This is a genomic window from Candidatus Sororendozoicomonas aggregata, assembly GCF_031528575.1.
GTDB classification, from domain to species: Bacteria; Pseudomonadota; Gammaproteobacteria; order Pseudomonadales; family Endozoicomonadaceae; genus Endonucleibacter; species Endonucleibacter aggregata.
Genome location: NZ_JAVLSP010000039.1, coordinates 1 through 24,523, shown reverse-complemented (window position 1 = coordinate 24,523; position 24,523 = coordinate 1). Strand labels below are relative to the sequence as shown.

Here is a 24,523-nt window from a genome sequence, read left to right as displayed (position 1 = left end):
CCAGGAGCCTGTCGGACTTATGCTTTCGACCATAAAATTCAGTAGGGCGAGTCAGAATTTTCGATCAATTTGTCCGAATAGTTGACCTGTTTAAGCAAATTGATCGGAAATTCTGGCCGCGCTTTCTCGCGCTTTCTGGATTCTTCTCTGTGGGCCAGCTGTGATCAGCTGCGCGGCGGGATGGGTGCCAGCCAGTACAAAGACTATGTACTGGTGATGCTATTTATCAAATACGTGAGTGATAAATACGTGGGCAAAACATATGCGTCGATCACTGTGCCCGAAGGGGCCAGCTTTGGCGATATGGTGGCACTAAAGGGCAAAGCTACCATTGGCGATGACATCAACAAAAAAATCATCGAACCACTGGAAAAAGCCAACAAGCTCTCAGGCATGCCCGACTTTAATGACGACGACAAGCTCGGCAGTGGTAAAGAAAAGGTTAAAACCCTCACCAACCTGATTGCGATCTTTGAAACCAAACGGTTTTCTGACGCACGCTACACTGTCAATGTTGATGAAGCACGTTTGGAGGCTTTACAACAGGGGCATTCATTTAACGAAACCCTTACAGGAAGATTAAGCCTGCATGGGAAACATGTTCCTGTTAATGCTAACGTCAAAGTCACCCGACTCAATGACGGAAGTATAAGTGTTATAACAATTGATCCGGTACTGATCAGTGCTGCTGACTTCGAGCTGGTTGAGGGAATAAATAAGCTGCGAGAACTCGCAGGGTTAAAAAGTATCAGCTACGCAGTGCCTGTGACGTTTTCTGTGGTCTTCAAATAAAAAGAGGTAGAAACCTGTGAACTCACGAGAAAACTGACTCAGTCACTTGAGGTAGTCGTGGGGTTGGCTTTCTGAAGCGGTACAAGGTATCTCTCGTTAAAGCAGCTTCTACCCCGGATATTTCATAAACATGCGCCTGGCTTTGCTTGCTCCTTGCGGCTCTAAGGGAGTTTATGAAATATCCGGGCTACCTCAATCCTAACCCCGGTGTTGCGCCTGCCAAAGAAAGAGGTAGCTTGTCAGAGCCAACGCTGGATCGGTTTTTTGAAGAGCAGCTCTCCATTCTATTTTGTGCCATCTCCGCACGCCCTCGTATGGATTTATCTCAACAGAAAAATCAACCATAGTTCACTGGAAAGCACAGGAAATACATCTGTATGAGGGACAGTTGTAACGCACCAAGAAAATTATACGTCAAATGTCTATTCTTAAAGACATGCATGATTATAATCCTGAAATAAAACGACATTTATCTTTTAAATAAATTATTTCACTTTTTTTACAGAAAAGCCCAGAAATTATAACACCTGCCAATCATCTGTTTATATTTTTCACCACTTATCGGTTTTCCACCGTTTTTGTGGATAATCCATTGGAAAAATAACTGAAGCCTTAAAAAATACCTATAAAAATAGTGCAAATGTTATTTTGCCTGTTTTTTATACGGTTTTTTTATGTCGCAGTAACAACTCTGGATTAACCCAGCAGAAATAGCCCTGTGGATGCACGTGAATATAGTTGCGGAAGCAAAGAAAAGTACGATATCTCATCACTTGATTTTATGTTCTAATTAGATTTTATCTCTAAAAAATAACAGATATTTATACTATTCCACTAAAATTGGAACAACTGTCTCTGATAGTACTATTTTCAGACAATGACCCATTTTTATAAAATATCCCTATTCTACCAACCCGGTAAGTTTGAAAAATCAATACCTGTAATAAGTCAATTGTCGTTAAAATTGTGCGATTATTTATAATTATCACAATATATGCTCTGCTTGTGGATAACTTATTGGATAACTCATAAAAGATGATAAAAAAAAGCCCCTAAAAAGGCAGATTGCTAGTGGTTGATTTTCAGCCATAGTCTATTCACTGCAATGGTAAAAATGCTTTTATTGCCAAATATTTGCCATATAAAAGACATTAATCGTTTGTATGGCAAAATAAAGACAACAGTTGACAAATAATATTTCAAGTGCTTTTGCCTTTACAAATTCGCTGAAAATCACCAGGCTTTACCGCTTTTTCGCGTGAATGAAAAATTCCTTATTCCCATCCCCTCCTTGAATCGGGCTATCAAACCAGGCGGATACCAATAATCCTTGTGAACGGCAAAAATCGATAACTGAAACCTTCACCTTTAAGTAAAGGCGCTTGTCCCTGACAATGCCTCCCTTGCCAAGACCAGCCTGACCCACTTCAAACTGGGGTTTCACCAGAGTGATCAAATGACCGCCACTTTTTATCAGGGGCACCAGAGAGGGCAGAATTTTCGTTTGTGATATGAACGACACATCCATTACCGCCAGGTCAAACCCTGGCCCATTTGCGTGGTTAAGTAACTGCTCATGGGGTAAATCACGGGCATTCATTCCTTCATAGCAGACAACACGACTGTCCTGCCGCAGTGGCATCACCAGTTGGTCGTGGCCCACCTCAACACCGACAACACTCGCAGCACCCGCCTGTAAAGCGCAATCGGTAAAACCGCCCGTAGACTGTCCCACATCCAAAACAGTCATCCCATCAAGACAAAGCCCAGTGGTCTCAAGGGCACCCGCCAGCTTTAAGCCTCCCCTTGATACATAGCGATCTGTTTCACCACGGGAGGTTTCAATATCAACGGTATAGGGGTATTTCTGACTTGGCTTGGCAGGTGTTTCCCAGCGCCCCCCTACTTTAACGTTCACTCGCCCTTCTGAAAGTAACCGTTGCGCTTGTGTCCGGGATACCGCACACCCCTTTTCTACCAACAGTCGATCAATTCGTTCCATCATCAACCCGTCACTTATTTCTCTTGAGCAACATGGACTTGAGCAAATGTACGCCAAAGCAATGTTAGTCCGGCCAAATATTGCCTATTAAGTATACCCATCGCTTTTCAGGATGCTACTATGTTGCCAGCTTTTGCTCATGCTGATCACCGAGTATTTGAGGCTCCTGACATCTCGAAAGGTGATGGATATACATTTGCTCAATAGTCCTTAACACCCTGTGTATGAAAGAGTCGTGAGTTAATTTCAGACTATCAGACTAAAAGGTGATTGAATTATGAACCAAAAGGATTCTGATCTGCACATGGCAGCACTGCGCGGACAGTTAGAGAATGTAAAATATTTTTTATCAGAGGGGGCAGACATTAATAGTCGTGATCTAAGTGATATGACGCCTTTGATGAAAGCGACCATTTGTGGATGTGAAGACATTGTCGATTGCCTGGTTGAAGCTGGTGCAAACCTTAACCTGGTTGACGCCTTCGGGAAGACCGCATTGATAACAGCAATAAGAACTGAATTCGCACAATCCAGTAAAAAAGTGGTCATTGTTTTCACGCTGCTTCGTGCAGGCGCAAACCCGAATATAGGGGCAGAGCGTACTGAGATGTATTCTTGTAGGTGCCCTGAGTTTGGGGAAAATATTTTCACGTGTGTTGGTGAAGCTGCCAAAGCTGGAGAGCTTGATATTGCCAAAATATGCCTGAGTTTCGGTGCCAGACCACTCTCCGCCAGCAAGGCCCAGTATGGCCGTAAAGTCTCTGAGGAGACAAAAGCCGCATTCGGGGTGCTGCTTGGTAAACCCGCGCCCTTGGAAAGCCAGGTCATCCGATTTATCAGGGACTATGTGAGCAAGGACAATATTGCAAAACTGCCTGTCCCCCCAGTGATGCTAAAAAAATGCTTTGGCCTCTCGAGTCAATAATACCAAGCCTTTGCTAATTAACGTGAGTTCGATGAATTAAACAGTCAACGACGATGTTACTGACTCTGGATGTATTCCAGTACACAATGGCGTTGGATACCAGACTTAAAGCACTGGCTTTGTTCTTGATTTCAGGGTAATCACCGATGGTGAACTCCCCCTGGTTGGCAAAGAAAATCCAACGCGGAAGTTTGTGCCGGTACCCGCCTATGTTGAGTTGGAGCTGAACAATACGTCGCAGGTCGTTGTCAGTGATATAGCGCAGGATGTATTCCGTTTTAATGATCCTGCCCAAGTTGGTGAATGCCTCAGCCAGCCGGTCAGAAGGAAATCTGTTGGTCAGGTTGTGACTACTACAAATAAACTAATCAAAGACACAGTGCTCTCTTCACTGACGACCTGTTTTGGCTTACAAAGTCTAGATTAGTGAGGGGGTTCTGTGTCTCATTTCACTCGTCGAACTCACGTTACTCAGCTCATCAATACTTTCCCGACAACCGTTATGCGGCGCAGAACCTCCAACTACCCTACAGGATTACCTCCATAAGAAAGGCTGCGCAAGGCAGCCTTTCCAAAGGGTGACAAGATAGCGTGTCGGTTAATTACGCTTCACCAAAGTTCAACGCTTCAGACAGCGCCTGTTCTACTTCAGAAGCAGAAACTTTTGCAGGTGTCTCGAACTCAACCTCTTCACGACCTTTACGACGTTCATTGTGGTATGTCAGACCCGTACCCGCTGGAATCAGTCGACCTACCACCACGTTTTCTTTCAAGCCTCGCAGGTGATCACGCTTGCCGGTGACAGCCGCTTCTGTCAGAACCCGCGTTGTTTCCTGGAACGATGCCGCAGAAATAAAGGATTCTGTTGCCAGAGAAGCTTTGGTAATACCCAGCAGGACGCGTTCAAACTTGGCAGGGAACTGGTCATTGGTTTTAAGACGCTCGTTCTCTTCCTGTACACGCGTCAGCTCAGTCTGCTCACCTTTGATAAAGGTAGAGTCACCGGTGTCTGTAATCTCGATTTTGCGCAACATCTGACGAAGGATCGTTTCAATGTGCTTGTCGTTGATTTTAACACCCTGCAGACGGTATACGTCTTGAATCTCATTCACCACGTAACGAGCCAGCTCACCCACACCGAGCAGACGCAGAATGTCATGGGGGTTGGTCGGCCCGTCAGAGATAACCTCGCCTTTGGTAACCTGCTCACCTTCAAACACGTTCAGGTGACGCCACTTGGGAATCAGCTCCTCATGGGGGTCACTGCCATCGTTTGGTGTAATGACCAGACGCTTCTTGCCTTTGGTTTCCTTACCAAAACCAATAGTACCGGTGATTTCCGCAAGAATGGAATGCTCTTTTGGCTTACGTGCTTCAAACAGGTCGGCCACCCGTGGCAGACCCCCGGTGATATCCCGGTTGCCACTGGACTGCTGAGGAATACGGGCAATAACGTCACCCACTTCCACAGCCTTGCCATCGGTCAGAGTAACAATCGCATTAGCAGGCAGGAAGTACTGAGCGGGCACATCCGTATTCGGCAACTTCAGTTCTTTACCATTGGCATCAAACAGTTGAATAGTCGGGCGGACATCCTTACCGGCAGACGGACGGTCTTTTGGATCCATGACTTCAATGTTAGAAAGGCCCGTTAACTCGTCAGTCTGGGTTTTCACCGTCAGACCTTCTTCCATACCGATAAACTTGGCAGTACCGGCCATTTCAGTCACGATGGGGTGCGTGTGAGGGTCCCACTTGGCGACAATATCGCCACCTTTGACTTCATCACCATCTTTCACAGAAAGAACGGCACCGTAAGATAGCTTGTAGCGCTCACGTTCACGGCCAAACTCGTCAACCAGTGCCAGTTGGCCGGAACGACTCACCGCAACCAGGTTGCCGTCTTTGCGCTCAACGAACTTCAGGTTTTGCAACTTCACCAAGCCGCTGTTTTTCACAACAACGCTGTCCTGGGCAGAGGCTCTCGATGCCGCGCCACCGATGTGGAAAGTACGCATGGTCAACTGAGTACCTGGCTCACCGATGGATTGTGCCGCGATAACACCCACCGCTTCACCCTGGTTAACCAGGTGTCCGCGACCCAAGTCACGACCGTAGCATTTGGCACAGATGCCGTGGCGCACTTCACAGCTGATGGGTGAACGGACTTTCACCTCATCAACATTCATCTGCTCAAGGCGTTGTACCCACTGCTCATCAATGAGCGTCCCCGCAGGCACAGCGATATCTTGTTCAGAACCAGGCTTGATCACATCCTCAGCCACCACACGACCGAGAATACGTTCACCCAGAGGTTCAACAACATCACCCCCTTCAATATGCGGTGTCATCACCAGACCGTTACTGGTACCACAATCTTCTTCGGTTACTACCAGATCCTGGGCAACATCCACCAGACGACGGGTCAGGTAACCAGAGTTTGCGGTCTTCAGCGCGGTATCAGCCAGACCTTTCCGCGCGCCGTGGGTGGAGATGAAGTACTCCAGTACGCTCAAACCTTCACGGAAGTTCGCGATAATCGGCGTTTCCATGATAGAGCCATCTGGCTTGGCCATCAGACCACGCATACCTGCCAACTGGCGAATCTGTGCCGCACTTCCCCGCGCCCCGGAGTCGGCCATGATGTAGACGCTGTTGAAGGACTCCTGCTCTTCCTCGTTACCTTCACGGTTGATGACCGTGTCACTTTTGAGGTTGTCCATCATGCGCTTGGCGAGAATTTCGTTGGCACGCGACCAGATGTCGATGACCTTGTTATACTTCTCGCCCTGAGTGACCAGGCCGGAGGCGTACTGGTTTTCAATTTCGCGCACTTCCGCCTTAGCGTCTTCAATGATGCGAGACTTGTCTTCAGGGATAACAAAGTCGTTAACGCCGATGGATGCACCAGAGAGCGTTGCGTAGTTGAAGCCCAGGTACATCATCTGGTCAGCAAAAATAACGGTTTCTTTCAGGCCCACATTGCGGTAACAGGTGTTCAGCAGTCGAGAGATGGACTTCTTCTTCATTGACTGGTTGACCAGGGAGAAGGGCAGGCCGTCAGGCACAATGTCCCACAGGATAACACGACCCACTGTCGTTTCCGCCAGGAAGGTACGGTTTTCCACCTCGTCTTTGTCATTTCTGACACTTTCGCTCACACGCACTTTCACCCGTGCGTGCAGCTCCGCGGTTTGTGTGCGATAGGCGCGGATGACTTCTTTGGTGTCAGCAAAGATCATGCCTTCGCCCTTCGCATTAATGCGATCACGGGTAATGTAGTATAAACCGAGTACGACATCGTGGGAGGGCACGATAATTGGCTCACCATTAGCCGGTGCCAGAATGTTGTTGGTGGACATCATCAGGGCACGGGCTTCAAGCTGAGCTTCCACCGTCAGCGGTACGTGCACCGCCATCTGGTCACCATCGAAGTCGGCGTTATAGGCCGCGCAAACCAGTGGGTGCAACTGAATGGCTTTACCTTCGATCAGAACCGGCTCGAATGCCTGGATACCCAAACGGTGCAGTGTTGGCGCGCGGTTCAGCATGACCGGGTGTTCGCGGATAACGTCCGCCAGCACGTCCCATACTTCCGGTGTTTCGCGCTCCACCATCTTCTTGGCCGCTTTGATGGTAGTGGCCAGACCTTTAGCTTCAAGCTTGCCGAAAATAAAGGGCTTGAACAGCTCCAGCGCCATCTTCTTGGGCAGACCACACTGGTGCAGGCGCAGGGTAGGGCCAACGGTAATAACAGAGCGGCCAGAATAATCAACACGCTTACCGAGCAGGTTCTGACGGAAACGCCCCTGCTTACCTTTGATCATATCCGCCAATGATTTCAACGGACGCTTGTTAGACCCGGTAATGGCACGGCCACGACGACCGTTATCGAGCAACGCATCCACAGACTCCTGAAGCATCCGCTTTTCGTTACGCACGATGATGTCAGGCGCGTTCAGATCGAGCAAACGCTTGAGACGGTTGTTACGGTTGATCACCCGACGGTACAGATCGTTCAGGTCTGACGTGGCAAAACGGCCACCGTCCAGGGGCACCAGAGGACGCAGGTCAGGTGGCAGAACCGGCAGAACGCTCATTACCATCCACTCAGGGTTGTTGCCTGAGTTATAGAAAGCCTCAACCAGCTTCAGACGTTTGGTCAGCTTTTTCAGTTTGGTTTCAGAGTTGGTCTGCGGAATCTCTTCACGCAGGCTATTCACCTCGTCTTCAAGGTCAATATCGGCCAGAAGCGCTTTCACGGCCTCAGCGCCCATACGGGCGTCAAAGTCATCACCAAACTCTTCCAGCGCTTCGTAGTAATGCTCATCAGACAACAACTGGCCCTTGTCCAGCGTGGTCATGCCCGGATCGATAACGACGTAGGACTCAAAATACAACACACGTTCAATATCACGCAGCGTCATATCAAGCAGCAAGCCAATTCGACTTGGCAGGGACTTCAGAAACCAGATGTGCGCTACCGGGCTGGCCAGTTCGATGTGACCCATACGGTCACGACGGACTTTTGCCAGGGCCACTTCAACACCACATTTTTCGCAGATAACACCACGATGCTTCAGGCGCTTGTATTTTCCGCATAGGCATTCGTAGTCTTTTACCGGACCAAAGATTTTGGCACAGAACAGACCATCACGCTCAGGCTTGAAAGTCCGGTAGTTAATGGTTTCTGGCTTTTTGACTTCACCAAAAGACCAGGATCGCACCATTTCTGGTGACGCCAGGCCGATCCGAATAACGTCGAAATCGTCGGTATGACCCTGTGTCTTGAGCAGGTTAAGCAAGTCTTTCAAGATCGTCTCTCCTCAAGGGGCACAAGCAGCCCGCAGGCTGCCTTTGCCACATGCTTCGTTATTCGGTGTCCAGTTCGATATCAATGCCCAGGGAGCGGATTTCTTTCAACAGTACGTTGAATGATTCCGGCATTCCGGCTTCCATACGGTAATCGCCATCCACGATGTTTTTGTACATCTTGGTACGACCAGCCACGTCATCGGACTTCACTGTCAGCATTTCTTGCAGGGTGTAAGCGGCACCGTATGCTTCCAGTGCCCAGACCTCCATCTCACCAAAACGCTGACCACCGAATTGGGCCTTACCACCCAAAGGCTGCTGAGTCACCAGAGAGTAGGAGCCTGTGGAACGAGCGTGCATCTTGTCGTCCACCAGGTGGTTCAATTTCAGCATGTACATGTAGCCCACGGTAACCGGACGATCAAACTTGTCGCCGGTACGCCCATCAAACAGGTCGAACTGACCCGTATCACTGATGTCCGCCAGTTTCAGCAAACGCTTGATTTCGGTTTCCTTGGCGCCGTCAAAAACAGCCGTCGCCATAGGCACGCCACCCCGAAGGTTTTTCGCCAGCTCTACCACTTCTGAATCATTGAACGTTTCCAGTTCAACGCGACTGCGACCAGGAATGCCGTTGTAGACCTCATCAAGGAATTTACGCAGCTCGGTAATGCCTTTTTGCGCTTCCAGCATGTTATTAATCTTGATACCCAGCCCGTGTGCTGCCGCACCGAGGTGAGTCTCCAGAATTTGACCCACGTTCATTCGCGACGGCACACCCAGCGGGTTCAAAACGATATCCACAGGATTACCCTGATCGTCGTGGGGCATGTCTTCCACCGGCATAATCCGGGAGATAACACCCTTGTTACCGTGGCGACCGGCCATCTTGTCACCGGGCTGGATGCGACGCTTGATAGCCAGGTAAACCTTGACAATTTTCAGCACGCCCGGTGCCATGTCATCACCGGTCTGCAGTTTTTTCTTCTTGTCTTCAAAGCGCTCATCCAGTTGAGCAAGACGTTCTTTTAGCTGCTCGCGGGACAAGTCCAGAGTCTCGTTCAGCGCTTCGTCGGACATGGACAGCTTGAACCACTGCTCATGTTCGAGGCCATTAAGGATTTCATCAGTGATGACGTCACCCTTCTTCAGACCAGGGCCACGGTCAACGCTTTGGCCACGCAGGGATTCACGCAGACGGGCAAAGGTATCGTCCTCGACAATACGGAACTCTTCGTTCAGGTCTTTACGGTACTCATCCAACTGGGCTTTTTCGATAGACTGTGCTCGAGAATCTTTCTCAACGCCGTCACGGGTGAACACCTGTACGTCAATAACGGTTCCCTTCACGCCGGTAGGGACGCGCTGGGAAGTGTCCTTAACATCAGAGGCCTTTTCGCCGAAGATGGCCCGCAGCAGTTTCTCTTCTGGCGTTAGCTGGGTCTCCCCCTTCGGTGTTACCTTACCCACCAGAATATCACCGGCAACGACTTCAGCACCCACGTAAACGATACCGGCACTGTCCAGTTTGTTCAGGGCCGACTCACCCACATTTGGAATATCACCACTGATTTCTTCCGGTCCGAGCTTGGTATCACGCGCCACACAGGTCACTTCCTGAATGTGTATAGAGGTGAAACGGTCTTCTTGAACCACACGCTCGGAAATAAGGATGGAATCCTCAAAGTTGTAACCGTTCCAGGGCATGAACGCCACGCGCATGTTCTGACCAAGTGCCAGCTCACCCAAATCCACAGACGGCCCGTCGGCCAGGATATCACCGCTGGCAACCACTTCTCCGGCTTTCACCAGGGAACGCTGGTTAATACAGGTATTCTGATTAGAACGGGTGTACTTAATCAGGTTGTAGATATCCACGCCGGCTTCGCCTGGCTGAACCTCGTCATCGTTCACGCGGATAACGATACGACCGGCATCCACAGTATCAACCAGACCACCACGGCGGGCAACCACACAGACACCGGAGTCAGCGGCGACGTTCCGCTCCATACCGGTACCCACCAATGGCTTGTCAGCACGCAGCGTGGGTACAGCCTGACGTTGCATGTTCGACCCCATCAAGGCACGGTTCGCATCGTCGTGCTCAAGGAAAGGAATCAGAGACGCCGCGACAGAAACCATCTGCTTGGTGGATACGTCCATATACTGAACTTTGTCCGGACTCATCAGCGTGGATTCATTACGATGACGTACGTTAACCAGCTCGTCTTTCAGCCGCATATTTTCGTCAACGGCGGCAGAAGCCTGCGCGATAACAAACTCTCCTTCTTCGATAGCGGAGAGGTAAGATACCTCATCGGTCACCTTGCCATCGACAACCTTGCGATAAGGCGATTCTAAAAAGCCGTAGTCGTTGGTTCGCGCGTAGGTTGCCAGGGAGTTTATCAATCCGATGTTTGGCCCTTCAGGGGTTTCGATGGGGCAGACACGACCATAGTGGGTTGTGTGTACGTCCCGCACCTCAAAGCCAGCACGCTCACGGGTCAGACCACCTGGACCCAAAGCAGACACGCGGCGCTTGTGCGTGATTTCTGACAGAGGGTTATTCTGGTCCATAAACTGGGACAACTGGCTGGAACCGAAAAATTCCTTGATGGCAGCAGCAACCGGCTTGGCATTGATCAGATCCTGTGGCATGTAGCCTTCAGATTCTGCCTGGCTCAGACGCTCTTTAACGGCGCGCTCAACACGTACCAGGCCAACACGGAACTGGTTTTCAGCCATTTCACCCACAGAGCGAACACGGCGGTTACCCAAGTGGTCAATGTCATCACAGATACCCACACCATTTCGGATACTGACCAGGACTTTAAGCACATCAACGATGTCATTGTTATCAAGTACACCGGAACCGGTATCTTCATTACGACCCAGGCGGCGGTTAAACTTCATCCGGCCCACAGCAGACAGATCGTAGCGTTCGGTGGAGAAGAACAGGTTTTGGAACAGAGCTTCGGCGGCTTCCTGTGTGGGTGGCTCACCGGGGCGCATCATGCGGTAAATTTCAACCAGCGCTTCGCCACGGCTCGTTGTGGTGTCAGTCCGCAATGTATCGGAAATATAAGAGCCACAATCCAGTTCGTTAACGTACAGGGTATCAACACATTTGATACCAGCTCCCAGCAATTTCTCGTAAACTTCTCGTGTGATTTCAGTGTTGCAGTCAGCAACGATTTCACCCGTCGTTTTATTAACGACATTTTTAGCCAGTACACGCCCGTATATATACTCAACAGGTGGGTTCAGGGTTTCAATTTTTGCTTTTTGCAGCTGTCGGATATGACGGGCAGTCACACGGCTACCTTGCTTGACAATAACCTGGCCTTCACTGTCAGCAATGTCAAAGCTCGCCACTTCGCCACGCAGACGCTCAGGCACCAGCTTTGTGCTGACAGTGTCATCGTCAATGGTGAAGTTAACCGTGTCAAAAAACGTGTCAAGAATGTCTTCATTAGACATATCGATGGCACGCAGCAAAATAGTTGCGGGCAATTTGCGCCGACGGTCAATCCGCACGAACAACAAGTCTTTCGGGTCAAACTCAAAGTCCAGCCAGGAGCCACGGTAAGGAATCACTCGGGCAGAGTAGAGTAATTTTCCGGAAGAGTGTGTTTTACCCCTGTCATTATCAAAGAATACACCGGGTGAACGGTGTAACTGGGAGACAATAACACGCTCAGTGCCATTAATGACAAAAGTACCGTTTTCAGTCATGAGCGGAATTTCGCCCATGTAAACTTCCTGTTCTTTAATATCTTTAATTGCTTTATTCGCAGCGTCCTTATCGTAGATAATGAGACGAACCTTGACGCGCAGAGGGACTGCGTAAGTCACCCCCCTTAGCTGGCATTCCTTTACATCAAAGGCAGGATTGCCCAGCCTGTAACTCACGTACTCCAAAGCAGCATTGCCAGAATAACTGACAATCGGGAAAACAGACTTGAACGCGGCATGCAGTCCAACATCTTCCCGAGCAGCGGGCTCCTTGCCTGATTGCAACAGCTTATGGTACGAATCAAGCTGAATCGCGAGAAGGTACGGCACGTTCATGACATGCGGCAGCTTGCCGAAGTCCTTCCGGATTCGTTTTTTCTCTGTATACGAGTATGCCATCAGCGTTCCCCAGCTTGGTCACCTCATTTGGCAACAGACCACCTGGTCTGGCCGTCAAGGTATTGAGGGCGGGCGGCCCCCGTAGTTAACCAAATAGTTTCGATGCGTTGAGGCTCTCAAGAAGCTGTTCACAGTCTTTTGTGAGCTGCAACCGCCGACAAAAGCTGCCTGTTTTCCTATTTTCCTGGTAACCAGCATCACTGGACTCCTCAGAAAATCGAAAAACAGGCAGCTTTTGTCATCAGTTTCGCTTTTCACAAAAGATCATAAACAGCTTCAAAGAAGAACCTGCTCTGACAGGGCAACTACAGTGCCACTGCCAAAATGTCGTGCGGCGCCAACAGGCACCTTGTTGACCATAAACTCAGCCAACCAACCTACTAAAAAGTAGCATGAAGATGTTAGAAATCGATATAAGATACATTTACAGTGGGACTGCACGAACAGACTCACCTTTTGCACAGGGTTCCACGAGGTGAAGCCGCTATTCTTATACACAGTTTTCATAACAACCACACAGGAAGCAGTCAGTAGACTTAAGTCTGTGGTTAACGCAGCCACCTATGATGGCCTGCGCCAGACTCCAATACCCGTTGAGATATTGAAATCTCATACTCCGTTGGGGGAGTAATGCCCCAAAGCACTGTATGCTGAGAGGGCTTATAGATAGCTGTTGCATGGGCTGAATCGCCTAGACAACAGCCAAATACAACGTTTGCCAGATGAAAGACATAAAATATGCCATCTGAAAGCGATACAGCTCATACAACGGAAAAAGGCCGGCACCCTAAAAGTACCAGCCACCTGAGACTATTATGCTATAGGCTCGGGATTATGCAACGTTTTCGCAGAAATTACTTGATTTCTACGGAAGCGCCAGCTTCTTCCAGCTGCTTTTTCAGCTCTTCAGCTTCTTCTTTAGTCACACCCTCTTTCAGAGGAGCAGGAGCGCCGTCTACAACGCCTTTAGCTTCTTTCAGACCCAAGCCAGTAGCACTACGCACTACTTTAATGACGTTAACTTTCTTGTCGCCAGCAGAAGTCAGAATGACATCAAACTCAGTCTGTTCTTCAACAGCGGCAACTTCACCAGCAGCAGGAGCAGCAGGAGCAGCGGCAGCAGCGGCAGAAACACCGAATTTTTCTTCCATTGCTGAAACCAGTTCAACAACATCCATTACACTCATTTCAGCAATTGCATTGAGGATATCGTCTTTAGACAGAGCCATTTCTAAGTCTCCGAAAATCTATGTTTGGGTTTACCAAAAATCTTTTAATAAAGAGAAGAGCAACACAATGAACGCAGCAACTTATGCTGCGTTTTTCTTCTCTTCGGCAACAGCTGCCACGGCACGGGTAACAGAAGCAGGGAACTCGTTCAGAGTCCTGGCCAGCTTGGTTACTGGTGCAATCATGACACTCATCAGCATTGCGCGAGCCTGATCCAGTGTTGGCATCTTGGCCAGAACATCAATCTGTTCTGCCCCCATTACCTGCCCACTGATGGACAGCGCCTTCACTTCCAGTTCTTTGTTCTCTTTAGAGAAGTCCTTTATCAGGCGCGCTGCGGCACCCGGATCTTCCTGAGAGAAGGCCAGAACGGTAGGACCCACCAAAGACTCCTGCAGGCACTCAAAATCAGTGCCATCAACAGCGCGACGAGCCAGTGTGTTACGTACAACCTTCAGGTATACGTCAGCATCACGAGCCTGCTTGCGCAGAGCGGTCATTTGACCTACAGAAAGACCACGGTAATCCGCGATAACAGCCGAAAGAGCGCCTTGAGCAGCCTCGTTGACCTCAGCGACAATCGCCTTCTTGTCTTCGAGTCCTAACGCCATTGGCTTTACTCCAAATTTTTGAACTTACACTCATTACCTTTCAAAGTAAGGTATTGAGCACGCTAATACGGTGAAGGGCCGGAATGCGAAATTTACTTCGTCAATCCATTCCACCGTCTACGCAGGGGATTAAGCTTACCGGAACCTGCCAAAGACATACTTCATATTAAGAAGATAGTACGGTTAGCGCCTGCGATCTTTGACGGCCTCTGCCTTGGCAAAGACCCCAAAGTTCGTTCCAGGAGCCTGTCGGACTTAAGACAATAGCATAAGTCCGACAGGCTCCCAGCCTTGTGCAAAAGCACAACGCCGAATGCTTTATATGTCCAAAGAGGACATATCAACAGTAATACCCGGTCCCATAGTAGAGGACAGAGTCACTTTCTTCATGTAGACGCCTTTGCTGGAAGAAGGCTTCAGCTTCTTAAGGTCAGTCATCAGGGCTTCTACATTCTGCTTAAGGGCAGTGGCATCAAAGTCGATCTTGCCAACGCCGGCATGGATAATGCCATTTTTGTCCGTGCGGAAACGAACCTGACCGGCTTTAGCATTCTTAACGGCTTCAGCCACGTTAGGGGTGACAGTACCCACTTTAGGGTTTGGCATCAGACCGCGCGGACCTAAAATCTGACCCAGCTGACCAACAACACGCATGGCATCAGGAGAGGCAATAACCACGTCGAAATTGAGCTCACCCCCTTTAACCTGAGCAGCCAGGTCGTCCATACCAATCACATCAGCACCTGCTTCTTTAGCCGCTTCAGCATTGGCGCCCTGGGTAAAGACAGCAACACGAACGTCTTTACCCGTACCGTTTGGTAGAACGGTGGAGCCACGGACAACCTGGTCGGATTTACGCGGATCAACACCCAGGTTTACAGCAACCTCAATGGACTCCTTGAACTTAACGCTGGAGACTTCCTGCAGCAGCTTGGCGGCATCTTCGAAAGGGTAAGATTTATTCGCTTCTACCTTTTCAGCAATTTTCTTTGCCCGCTTGGATAGTTTTGCCATCTTACACACCCTCCACGTTCAGGCCCATGGACCGGGCGGAACCTGCGATAGTTCGGATGGCAGCGTCTTCGTTTGCTGCGGTCAGGTCAGGTTCCTTAATCTTGGCGATTTCCAGCAACTGCTCACGGTTGACGGTACCCACTTTTTCAGTGTTAGGACGACCGGATCCTTTCTTCAGCTTCACTGCTTTTTTCAGCAGCACAGAGGCTGGAGGCGTTTTGGTTTCAAAGGTGAAACTGCGGTCACTGTATACGGTGATAACAACCGGAATTGGCATGCCGGCGTCCATGCTTTGAGTTTTAGCATTGAACGCTTTGCAGAACTCCATAATGTTGACACCGTGCTGACCCAGTGCCGGGCCAACAGGTGGGGAGGGGTTTGCCTTGCCCGCAGGCACTTGCAGCTTAATATAAGCTTCGACTTTCTTAGCCATGGTTGCTACCTATTTGGGTCAACGCCTTAACAGCAAACTGTTTTAGCTCCCCATTTTCAGATAAAAACCCTGAGCCACGCATGCGGCTCAGGGGTTAACAGTTAAATAAATCGTTTTGTTGCGATCAGGCTTTCTCGACCTGAGCAAAGTCCAGTTCGACGGGCGTAGACCGACCGAAGATCATGACGGCTACATGAAGGCGGCTCTTCTCGTAGTTAACCACCTCAACCACGCCGTTAAAGTCAGCAAAGGGACCTTCAATAACACGAACCATCTCACCTGGCTCAAACAACGTCTTCGGACGGGGTTTATCAACGCCCTCATGAACACGCTGCAAAATAGCATCCGCCTCTTTTTCGGTAATAGGTGCGGGCTTATCCGCCGTGCCACCAATAAAACCCATTACCCGTGGCGTATCTTTAATAAGATGCCAGCTGTCATCGTTCATTTCCATCTGGACTAATACATAGCCGGGAAAGAACTTTCTCTCACTTTTTCGCTTTTGGCCGTTCCTGATCTCCACCACCTCTTCGGTGGGCACCAAAATTTCACCAAAGAACTCTTCCATGCCATGAAGGGCTACCCGATCTTGAAGAGACCGCATCACCTGCTTTTCATAGCCGGAATAAGCATGAACCACATACCAACGCTTCGCCATGTGTTGTCCTTATCCTATAAGACTGCTGATAATCCAGCCTAGCAGAGAATCAAGCGCCCATAAAATAAGCCCCATCACCAGAACAACAGCAACCACAATCAGTGTGGTCTGAGCAGTCTCTTGGCGAGTTGGCCAGACGACTTTTCGGATTTCTATTTTGGCCTCTTTCACCAGGGTCCACAGCGTACGCCCTTTGAGGGTTTGCAGCGCAATAAAGCCCGCTATCACAGTCAGGATCAACAGCCCCACTACACGATAGAGCAGCGGCTCTCCCGAAAAGTACACATTACCGGATACGCCAACACCCACGAGCACCAGAACGATGAGCCACTTAAGCCCATCCATACGGTTCGCGGTTTCGGTTTCTGATTTTCCACTCATCAGCTTGATTGTCTCTATCTAAGCAAAAGCCTGATACAGGTATGGCAGGCCAGGAGGGAATCGAACCCCCAACCCCCGGTTTTGGAGACCGGTGCTCTACCAATTGAACTACTGGCCTGTATCTTTAAAAATATCTTTGAGTCACCGGGCAACATCAACCCACAATAACTCACAATGACCGGAAATCTTATTATTTACCCGATCGTATTACAAGGGTTTAACCACAGAAAGGAAAAAAAACCCTTTACTTGTCATGGAGCTCATAACCGGATTTGAACCGGTGACCTCATCCTTACCAAGGATGCGCTCTACCAACTGAGCTATATGAGCGACATAAATGGAGCGGGTAGCGGGAATCGAACCCGCATCATTAGCTTGGAAGGCTAAGGTTCTACCGTTGAACTATACCCGCATGAACGCTACGCAAATCTGTATCAGAAAATCGCCGGGTTATATTTTTCCGCACAGAATAAATATGGTGGTGGGGGCTGGATTCGAACCAGCGAAGCTTTCGCGTCAGATTTACAGTCTGATCCCTTTGGCCACTCGGGAACCCCACCAAATGCTGCGCCATTGTATGACCAAACTTGCCAATGTCAAGACTGTTCGATCAATCTCTTTAACAAGAAGATAGTCAGCGATCAGCATTGAAGCGCGAGCTGTATACTAGAGAAACCTACTGCCTGATGCAATCATTTTTCGTGTTTTTATAACGCTTTCTTTGTTATTTAAACACCAAATCGACTGCAAAACGTCATGTGACGTTTTTTAGTCGAAGGCCAGCGCCAGACCATCCATGACAATATCCTTATAAAGTGCGCAGTTTACATCGATACAGGCCTCTATCTGCTCAGCATCGCCACCAGCGAGCAGCACCACAGGGTCATCATAGCGTCGCGCTTGTTTATCAATGAGAGCAGCGGCCATGACCAGAACGCCACGCCCGATACACTCCTGCGTGTTTTTGCCGAGGTTCCCATTTTTGGTGGCCTCATCCACCAGCGTAAGATCGGCCGTATTCATCTGCAAAGACTGTCGCATCATGCTGAGTCCTGGCACAATAAACCCACCGAGATGCCTTCCTTGTCCATCAACGATATCAAGCGTTAATGCTGTACCACAGTCCACAATAACTTTGACCCGCCCGGGATAGTAGTGATGAGCGGCCAGCATCGCCAGCCAGCGATCTACGCCCAGGCGTGACGCATCCTCATAAGCAATGCTTACTCCATGGCGAGATCTACAGGGTCGGGCAAACAGCATGGGAATACCTAGCCCATCAGAGATAATACTGCGCAACACTGTTTCCGTGCGGGTACCGGACACCAATGATACTCTTGCCAAATCAATCATGCCGAAACGGTCAAGTAATCGCGGTAAGCGCTCACGCCATGAATCACTTTTGAGCAGAAACCCTCCGCCACGCACTTGCCCGCTTTGCAAAACACGCCATTTAAGGCGCGTATTTCCCGCATCCAGCTCCAGCACATTCTCTTCCTTTGCTGTCACAGGACTGTTCTCATGATTCATTTGCATCCGCTTTTTCACACTTACTCAAGGAGACCTCTCCACCATGAAATACCTGACACCCCTGAGCCGTCTCAAGCACCAGCCCTCCCTGTTCACTGACACCTCGTACAATACCTGTGATTTTATTGCCAGAGACGTTAAGGGTGACTTGTTTTCCGACAAAGACGTCAACGGCATTCCACTGTTTTATAAAAGCCTTAAACCCTTGGTATCTGAATTTTTCAAGCATGGCGTACAGTGCGTTAATCAACGCGCTGACGAGGGTGTTTCGGCTGACCGGAGCTGAGCAGATGGTCTCAAGGTCAGTCACAGGCCGCGTGATCGCCTTCCCTTGAGACTGACTCAGTTTAACATTGATACCAATACCAATGACGACCTGACAATCTCCCATGGGGTCACCGTGTACTTCCAGCAGCACACCACACAGTTTACGCCCCTGCCATAAAATATCATTCGGCCACTTCAATCCAAGATTTCTGGCACCGCAATCCTCCAGCGCCTTCAGTACGGCCAGTCCCACTGCCAGGCTCAATCCTTCCAGTGATGCGGTACCATGACTGACCCGCCACAAAGCAGAAAGGCAAACAGTCGCCCCGAACGGGTTTGACCAGACCCCGCCACGCCGGCCACGCCCTTGTGTCTGGTATTCTGCGGTACAGATAGGCATACCCCTGGATGGCAGGCTTCTGGAAACGGCTTGCACCCAGTCATTCGTTGAGGTTGTCCATAAACAATGATGATAGGTGACAGCGTCGGCAACCTCCGCCTTGAGCTGCTGGACAACCTGTTGCTCATCCAGAAGCTCAATGCCCGGTGCCAGTCGATAGCCTTTCCCTCTGACTGACTCGATCTGTAGCCCTAGCCGCTCAAGGTTTTTTAACTGTTTCCATACTGCCGCACGGCTAACTCCTAGTTGCTCCCCAACATCTTCACCCGAGTGAAACCCGCCGTCAGATAGTAGTTTGAGCAATTGTTCCATTTGAAATACGCCACAGAAAAAGATAGATAAGGGTATTCATCAACGGTGGCAGTCTCAAACAAGACATGCCAGAAAGAAGAGCCACCTGGCAGCCCCCACTTAATCCATTGAGTTTTCCGGGTATTGCCAGATCGTTGGGTGAAAACGCGGACCTTATGGTGCCGCCTGCATGATGTTACAACCCGCGGCCCTGATAGCCGCAATACTCTCTTCACTAAAACGGCTATCTGTCACAATCATATCAAGCTCGCTCAGTGGACAGATGGTTTTCATGCTTCGGGCGCCGAATTTGCTGGAGTCCGCTAACAACACCTTCTTTGCGGTTCTGTCCATCATTTTACGTCGAATGTAGAAATGATCCGCTGAGGCTGTGGTTACACCATGATCCAGACTCCAACTGTTGGTGGCCAGAAAGGCAATATCCGCGTTAATGCTGTCGAGAAAACTCAAGGCGGTGACATCCGTATGGGCTTTGGTGATCGCGCTGACACTCCCTCCTGTGGCGTATACTTTGGCCGTGGACGAGTCAGACATCAGCAAGGCAATTTTCAAATCGGTCGTTATCACAGTGATCTTCATGCGCATCAACAACTTGGCTAGCGCTATCGTGCTTGTCCCCGCATCTAATAAGATAATCTGCCCATCTTTCACCAATTTTTGCGCTTCATAAGCAATGGATTTCTTTTCCTCTATATTGACTGCATTTTTCTTTTCATAGGGAATGTCTTCCATCAAAAAGCTTTTGGAGACAGCGCCTCCGTAGGTGACCCGAAGCTTGTCTTCCTGTTCTAACGTGCGGATGTCGCGGCGAATAGTCATTTGCGACACGTCGAAATTGAGCGCCATTTCTTCAATATTGGCGCACCCCTTTTCTTCAACATAAGTAAGAATATGCTCGCGGCGTTCGACGGGAAGCATGAAAATACCTCTTTAACAAACATGGCATCAGTGCTGGCATTGAGCACCGGTGCGCCTGAATCGTGGGTACACAGTATATGTCAGATCTAAAAATGTCCACATAGGTACGATCCAATAACGTCAACCTTTTATGGGAGGCTTACCGGGTTTTTCGATAGTACACCACTATCGTTATCATCTAATTTATTAATTTACCCGTTATGTTGCATTAGCGTAAATTACCAGGTTAATGCCGTTAAAATGGAAACTGGTTATGACTTCACATATTCAGGTGCGGGATTACATGCTGTACGATACACCCGTCGTAAAGCGTGAGATGCCATTAACCAAGGTGACAGAACTGCTTTGTAACAAAAACCTGCTCGGTGTGCCCGTTGTTGACGAAAATAAAAAGCTGGTGGGTTTTATATCAGAGCAAGACTGTATCGAAAAGCTGCTGACCAGCAGTTATCATTGTGATATGCCGCCTGTTGTCTCTGATGTTATGCGCTCGGAGGTGCTCACTCTAGCGCCAGGTGATGGCATTATTGAGCTGGCTGATTCCATGAAAAATAATAAACCTAAAATCTACCCGGTTGTTGAGGGTGGCAAGTTATTAGGCATTATTAATCGGACACAAGTCTTAAAGGCATTGACTGAAAACCTGCAAAAATGTCATATTCCCGTGTAATATCAACGGTTTTTTTAACCACCGCAAGCGCTGACAAACTGGACGACAGTGTATTATAGGCGACGAATAAATTCTGTTATGGCTAAGCGCAATGCACTGATGGCGTTTAGTCCCCTTTAAGCTGTATCGGAATTTCCAGGCAAGAAATCAGCTTTTTAAGTGTTTTTACGACAGTGTGTTTATATAATCAGGCAAAGTGTACTGCATGCGTTGTTGGGTAATTTAGCGACTGGTGTTTTTAGTTTCTGGTATCTACTATAGTTAATTTTCTAATGGGTCTTTCTGGCTGAAGCAGCTTTCAGAGGTATGCTAGGAGCCTGTCCGAGAATAGACTGCCCTACTGCGGTTGCGATAAATTGGTCTAAAAATTCCTGCTTCTTCATCAAATAGCCCCACTATTATCCTCAGAAGCAGAAATTTTTATCCTCAATTTCTCGCAATCCTCGCTACGGGCGCCATTCTCGGTCAGGCTCCTAGATACCGAAATACTCAACCGGGCGACAAAGTAATAATGTGAGGTACTCTTATGTGTTTTAACGTTATTAAATCATTATGTCAGCCATCATGTAAAATATGTTACCCCCTTTTGTTATTGGTTAGTTTGATAAGTTTTAGGGCGTCGGCAATTCAATACGCTGGTGTTGGCGGGTATGGGCATGCGTTTTTTTTTGAGTGCATTCATCATCTAGATACTGCAACCGGCACCAGCGAGTCAGCCATTAAAAAAAAACTTAACAAGATATGTCATGGTAAGTGTGACGCTACGGCTATTTCAGCACAAGGTGATGCAAAACCCTGTGGTGCTGTTGGCCTTAAACTCAGCGGCTGGTATGTTCATTCAGCCGCTGGATACGGGAAATTCAGAAGAGAAGCGGAAGAAGAGGTCGCTTCAAAGTTGAAATACAACAGGGTTTTAAGTATTTGCGCTCCAGCTGCTATGGACTATCAATTAAGCTTTGGCGCTCAATCAGTGGATAGCGGTTTCCCAAAATCTGTGGAAAAAAACTTTCCATCACTCATATCATACCTTAGGGATAAAGATAATAACTGGAAACAAAATATCACTGCCGCTATTTCGGGAGATTCAAAACACCCATCCAGATATTACTTCTTTTTAGAGAATAAAACGTATATATGGTTTGATGATAAAAACAAAAAGGTTTACGGCCCTGTATCATTTAAACAATCAAAAGACTGGCCGGGAATAAGCAGAACCGTTGGCTCAAATACCATTGTTGCTGGATTTTATGATCTTCATCAAACGTTTTTTTTCCTATCCGATAATACGTGCTTTCAATTTCTTGATGGACATTTTTCCCCACCTAAACCTATTGCTGATACATTTAGTTCTTTATTACAAAAGTCGATTTCTGCCAATAACGGGCTGTTAACGGCTTTTTATGATCCCAGCAAATACGCATACTATTTCTTTTTTAACAATGGGAAGTATTTACGTTATGACAGCAAACACAGTCACTATCCCGTCAAGAATGTTAACTCAAATACCTGGCCAGGGATAGATCATGACTCTTTCACCAACCGAAAATATTACAATAAGTTTATGATCAATAAAGGGAAAGATAAAATTTTTGATTTTGTTTTAAGAAAGGCATCATAAATAAGGGGCGACAAAAATGGACAAAAAGGATGAACAAAAAGGGGGAGCAAAAAGGATATCCACTTTTACAGCCGAAATGTTTGTGTCTCTTCCGTCATTCCTGCGAAGGCAGGAATCCATTGCCAGCGGTGACGTCATCTTTTTATGGAGACGACGAAAGTAGAGGTGATTGCCTGTTTGTATCACTTTTACGACACCCTCAGAGTGTGGGAACGAGCCATAACTCCGCTCGGACTGAGCTTGTCGAAGTCCGATGATTGTACCCTTCGACAAGCTCAGAGTGAACGGGCTGTTTGAGATTCAGCCACTTATCTAGTGAGTCCAGGGGCGTAACCGTCTATGTCTCGTTCCCACTTCCCGCATGGTAACGCATACGCCACCACAATACAGGCACAGTACGTTGATAAGGCTGAATACTGGCGTTATTCCAGTCCTCTGAATTATCAGGGACAGGGACAAAAGGGAGTGCTAGAGGTATGTCACTTATGGTGAAGAAGGTAGTCATGCCCATGTACAGCGGAGGAACGAGGTTAATGGTGGTTTGAGTGCATCGAACTGACGTTTTTAAGTAACTTTACGACAGAAGTTGAATATTATCAGACAAAGTGTACTGCATGTGTTGTTTGGTAATTTAGCGACTGGTGTGTCCTGTTTTTGGGATATACTATAGTTAATTTTCTAATAGGTCTTTCTGGTTCAAGCAGCTTTCAGAAGTATGCGAGATGCCTGAAAGACTCAACCGGGCGACAGAGTAATAATGTGAGGTACTCCTATGTGTTTTAACATTATTAAGTCATTATGCAAGCCAGCCTGTAAAATGCGCTATCCCCTTTTGCTTTCGAGTTGCTTGATGAGTTTTAGCGCGTTGGCAATTCAATACGCTGGTGTTGGCGGCTATGGGCGTGCCTTTCTTGTTGGGGCCAAATATTTTATTAATACTTCAAAGGGCACCAGCGAATCAGCCGTTAGAAAAAAACTTAACAAGCAGTGTCATGGTAAGTGTGACGCTATGGCCATCACAGCACAAGGTGATGCAAAACCCTGTGGCGCTGTTGGTCTTAACGTTAATCCCTGGTATGTTCATTCAGCCACTGGATACGGGATAACCAGCGGAAAAGCGAAAAAAGCGGTAGCTTCAAAGTTGAAATACAACAAGATTTTAGCTATTTGTGCTCCAAATACTATGTACTACCAATTAAACTATGGCTCTCAATCAGTCGATAGCGGTTTTCCAAAATCTGTGGAAGAAAATTTTCCGTCACTTCTATCATACCTTAGGGATAAAGATAATAATTGGAAACACACTATCACTGCCGCTATTGCGGGAGATTCGAGACAACCTTCCAGATATTACTTCTTTTTAGATAATAAAACGTATATCTGGTTTGATGATAAAGACAGAAAGGTTCACGGTCCTGTATCGTTGAAACAATCAAAAGACTGGCCGGGAATAAGCGGAGCCGTTGGCTCAAATACCATTGTTGCTGGACTTTATGATCTCCATCAAACATTTTTCTTCCTATCCAATAATACGTGCTTTCAATTTCTTGATGGACATCTTATCCCACCTGCTCCTATTGCTAATGTATTTAATTCTTCATTACAAAAGTCGATTTCTGCCAATAACGGCCTGCTAACGGCTTTTTATGATCCTGGCAAATACGCATACTACTTCTTTTTTAACAATGGGAAGTATATGCGTTATGACAACAAACACAGTCACTATCCCGTCAAAAATGTTAACTGGAATACCTGGTCAGGGATAGATCATGACTCTTTCACCAACCGAAAATATTACAATAAGTTTATGATC

19 protein-coding genes and 4 tRNA genes are annotated in these 24,523 nt (G+C 48.1%); 6 read left to right on the top strand and 17 right to left on the bottom strand.

Features of this window, described 5'->3' with window-relative positions; translation table 11 throughout:
* Nucleotides 1-81 precede the first annotated feature (81 nt).
* Nucleotides 82-792 (top strand): type I restriction-modification system subunit M N-terminal domain-containing protein, encoded by a 711-nt coding sequence (locus tag V4C51_RS09250; RefSeq protein ID WP_330925869.1) that lies wholly within the window; start codon nucleotides 82-84, stop codon nucleotides 790-792.
* A 173-nt stretch (nucleotides 793-965) separates the two neighbouring features.
* On the top strand, nucleotides 966-1,139 hold the full coding sequence (locus V4C51_RS09245; protein WP_330925868.1) for a hypothetical protein: 174 nt from the start codon (nucleotides 966-968) through the stop codon (nucleotides 1,137-1,139).
* A gap of 896 nt (nucleotides 1,140-2,035) precedes the next feature.
* On the opposite strand, the gene V4C51_RS09240 is transcribed toward V4C51_RS09245, so the two are convergent.
* Nucleotides 2,036-2,797 (bottom strand): TlyA family RNA methyltransferase, encoded by a 762-nt coding sequence (locus tag V4C51_RS09240; protein ID WP_330925867.1) that lies wholly within the window; start codon nucleotides 2,795-2,797, stop codon nucleotides 2,036-2,038.
* Between the two features lie 274 nt (nucleotides 2,798-3,071).
* On the opposite strand from V4C51_RS09240, the gene V4C51_RS09235 reads away from it, so the two are divergent.
* A complete protein-coding gene (locus tag V4C51_RS09235; RefSeq protein ID WP_330925866.1) occupies nucleotides 3,072-3,719 on the top strand; it encodes an ankyrin repeat domain-containing protein in 648 nt (215 codons plus the stop codon).
* A 13-nt stretch (nucleotides 3,720-3,732) separates the two neighbouring features.
* On the opposite strand, the gene V4C51_RS09230 is transcribed toward V4C51_RS09235, so the two are convergent.
* The 16 genes from V4C51_RS09230 to V4C51_RS09155 all read right to left on the bottom strand — a co-directional run bounded on the left by V4C51_RS09230 (nucleotide 3,733) and on the right by V4C51_RS09155 (nucleotide 20,422).
* Nucleotides 3,733-4,062 carry a Tn3 family transposase gene (locus tag V4C51_RS09230; protein WP_330925876.1) on the bottom strand — a complete coding sequence of 110 codons (330 nt, stop codon included), beginning with the start codon at nucleotides 4,060-4,062 and terminating at the stop codon, nucleotides 3,733-3,735.
* Nucleotides 4,063-4,321: 259 nt separating this feature from the next.
* Nucleotides 4,322-8,533, bottom strand: a complete 4,212-nt coding sequence (gene rpoC / locus V4C51_RS09225; RefSeq protein ID WP_330925865.1) for a DNA-directed RNA polymerase subunit beta' — start codon at nucleotides 8,531-8,533, stop codon at nucleotides 4,322-4,324.
* Between the two features lie 58 nt (nucleotides 8,534-8,591).
* Complete coding sequence (gene rpoB, locus V4C51_RS09220; protein ID WP_330925864.1) at nucleotides 8,592-12,668, bottom strand: DNA-directed RNA polymerase subunit beta; 4,077 nt, start codon at nucleotides 12,666-12,668, stop codon at nucleotides 8,592-8,594.
* A gap of 854 nt (nucleotides 12,669-13,522) precedes the next feature.
* On the bottom strand, nucleotides 13,523-13,897 hold the full coding sequence (rplL, locus tag V4C51_RS09215) for a 50S ribosomal protein L7/L12 (protein WP_330925863.1): 375 nt from the start codon (nucleotides 13,895-13,897) through the stop codon (nucleotides 13,523-13,525).
* Between the two features lie 81 nt (nucleotides 13,898-13,978).
* On the bottom strand, nucleotides 13,979-14,509 hold the full coding sequence (gene rplJ, locus V4C51_RS09210; protein ID WP_330925862.1) for a 50S ribosomal protein L10: 531 nt from the start codon (nucleotides 14,507-14,509) through the stop codon (nucleotides 13,979-13,981).
* Nucleotides 14,510-14,827: 318 nt separating this feature from the next.
* Nucleotides 14,828-15,523: a 50S ribosomal protein L1 gene (gene rplA, locus V4C51_RS09205; protein ID WP_330925861.1), complete on the bottom strand. Its 696-nt coding sequence runs from the start codon at nucleotides 15,521-15,523 to the stop codon at nucleotides 14,828-14,830.
* Between the two features lies 1 nt (nucleotide 15,524).
* On the bottom strand, nucleotides 15,525-15,956 hold the full coding sequence (rplK, locus tag V4C51_RS09200; RefSeq protein WP_330925860.1) for a 50S ribosomal protein L11: 432 nt from the start codon (nucleotides 15,954-15,956) through the stop codon (nucleotides 15,525-15,527).
* A gap of 124 nt (nucleotides 15,957-16,080) precedes the next feature.
* Nucleotides 16,081-16,614 (bottom strand): transcription termination/antitermination protein NusG, encoded by a 534-nt coding sequence (nusG, locus tag V4C51_RS09195; RefSeq protein WP_330925859.1) that lies wholly within the window; start codon nucleotides 16,612-16,614, stop codon nucleotides 16,081-16,083.
* Between the two features lie 9 nt (nucleotides 16,615-16,623).
* Nucleotides 16,624-16,995 carry a preprotein translocase subunit SecE gene (secE, locus tag V4C51_RS09190; protein WP_330925858.1) on the bottom strand — a complete coding sequence of 124 codons (372 nt, stop codon included), beginning with the start codon at nucleotides 16,993-16,995 and terminating at the stop codon, nucleotides 16,624-16,626.
* A 42-nt stretch (nucleotides 16,996-17,037) separates the two neighbouring features.
* Nucleotides 17,038-17,113, bottom strand: a tRNA-Trp gene (locus V4C51_RS09185).
* A 136-nt stretch (nucleotides 17,114-17,249) separates the two neighbouring features.
* Nucleotides 17,250-17,325, bottom strand: a tRNA-Thr gene (locus V4C51_RS09180).
* 8 nt (nucleotides 17,326-17,333) lie between these two features.
* Nucleotides 17,334-17,407: transfer RNA gene (locus tag V4C51_RS09175), tRNA-Gly, on the bottom strand.
* Between the two features lie 64 nt (nucleotides 17,408-17,471).
* A tRNA-Tyr gene (locus V4C51_RS09170) sits at nucleotides 17,472-17,555 on the bottom strand.
* A gap of 208 nt (nucleotides 17,556-17,763) precedes the next feature.
* Nucleotides 17,764-18,525 (bottom strand): type III pantothenate kinase, encoded by a 762-nt coding sequence (locus V4C51_RS09165; RefSeq protein ID WP_330925857.1) that lies wholly within the window; start codon nucleotides 18,523-18,525, stop codon nucleotides 17,764-17,766.
* Entirely contained in the window at nucleotides 18,515-19,504 is a 990-nt protein-coding gene (birA, locus tag V4C51_RS09160; RefSeq protein ID WP_330925856.1) for a bifunctional biotin--[acetyl-CoA-carboxylase] ligase/biotin operon repressor BirA, read from the bottom strand. The genes V4C51_RS09165 and birA overlap by 11 nt, the downstream gene beginning before the upstream one ends.
* 153 nt (nucleotides 19,505-19,657) lie before the next feature.
* Nucleotides 19,658-20,422, bottom strand: a complete 765-nt coding sequence (locus V4C51_RS09155; RefSeq protein WP_330925855.1) for a DeoR/GlpR family DNA-binding transcription regulator — start codon at nucleotides 20,420-20,422, stop codon at nucleotides 19,658-19,660.
* A 253-nt stretch (nucleotides 20,423-20,675) separates the two neighbouring features.
* Here V4C51_RS09155 and V4C51_RS09150 point away from each other — a divergent pair, with 253 nt between their 5' ends.
* From V4C51_RS09150 to V4C51_RS09140, 3 genes are all read left to right on the top strand, one after another.
* Complete coding sequence (locus V4C51_RS09150) at nucleotides 20,676-21,092, top strand: CBS domain-containing protein (protein WP_330925854.1); 417 nt, start codon at nucleotides 20,676-20,678, stop codon at nucleotides 21,090-21,092.
* A gap of 601 nt (nucleotides 21,093-21,693) precedes the next feature.
* Nucleotides 21,694-22,710, top strand: coding sequence for a hypothetical protein (locus V4C51_RS09145; protein WP_330925853.1), 1,017 nt, complete (start codon nucleotides 21,694-21,696; stop codon nucleotides 22,708-22,710).
* Nucleotides 22,711-23,560: 850 nt separating this feature from the next.
* The coding region (locus V4C51_RS09140) for a hypothetical protein (RefSeq protein WP_330925852.1) at nucleotides 23,561-24,523 on the top strand (963 nt) is incomplete at its 3' end.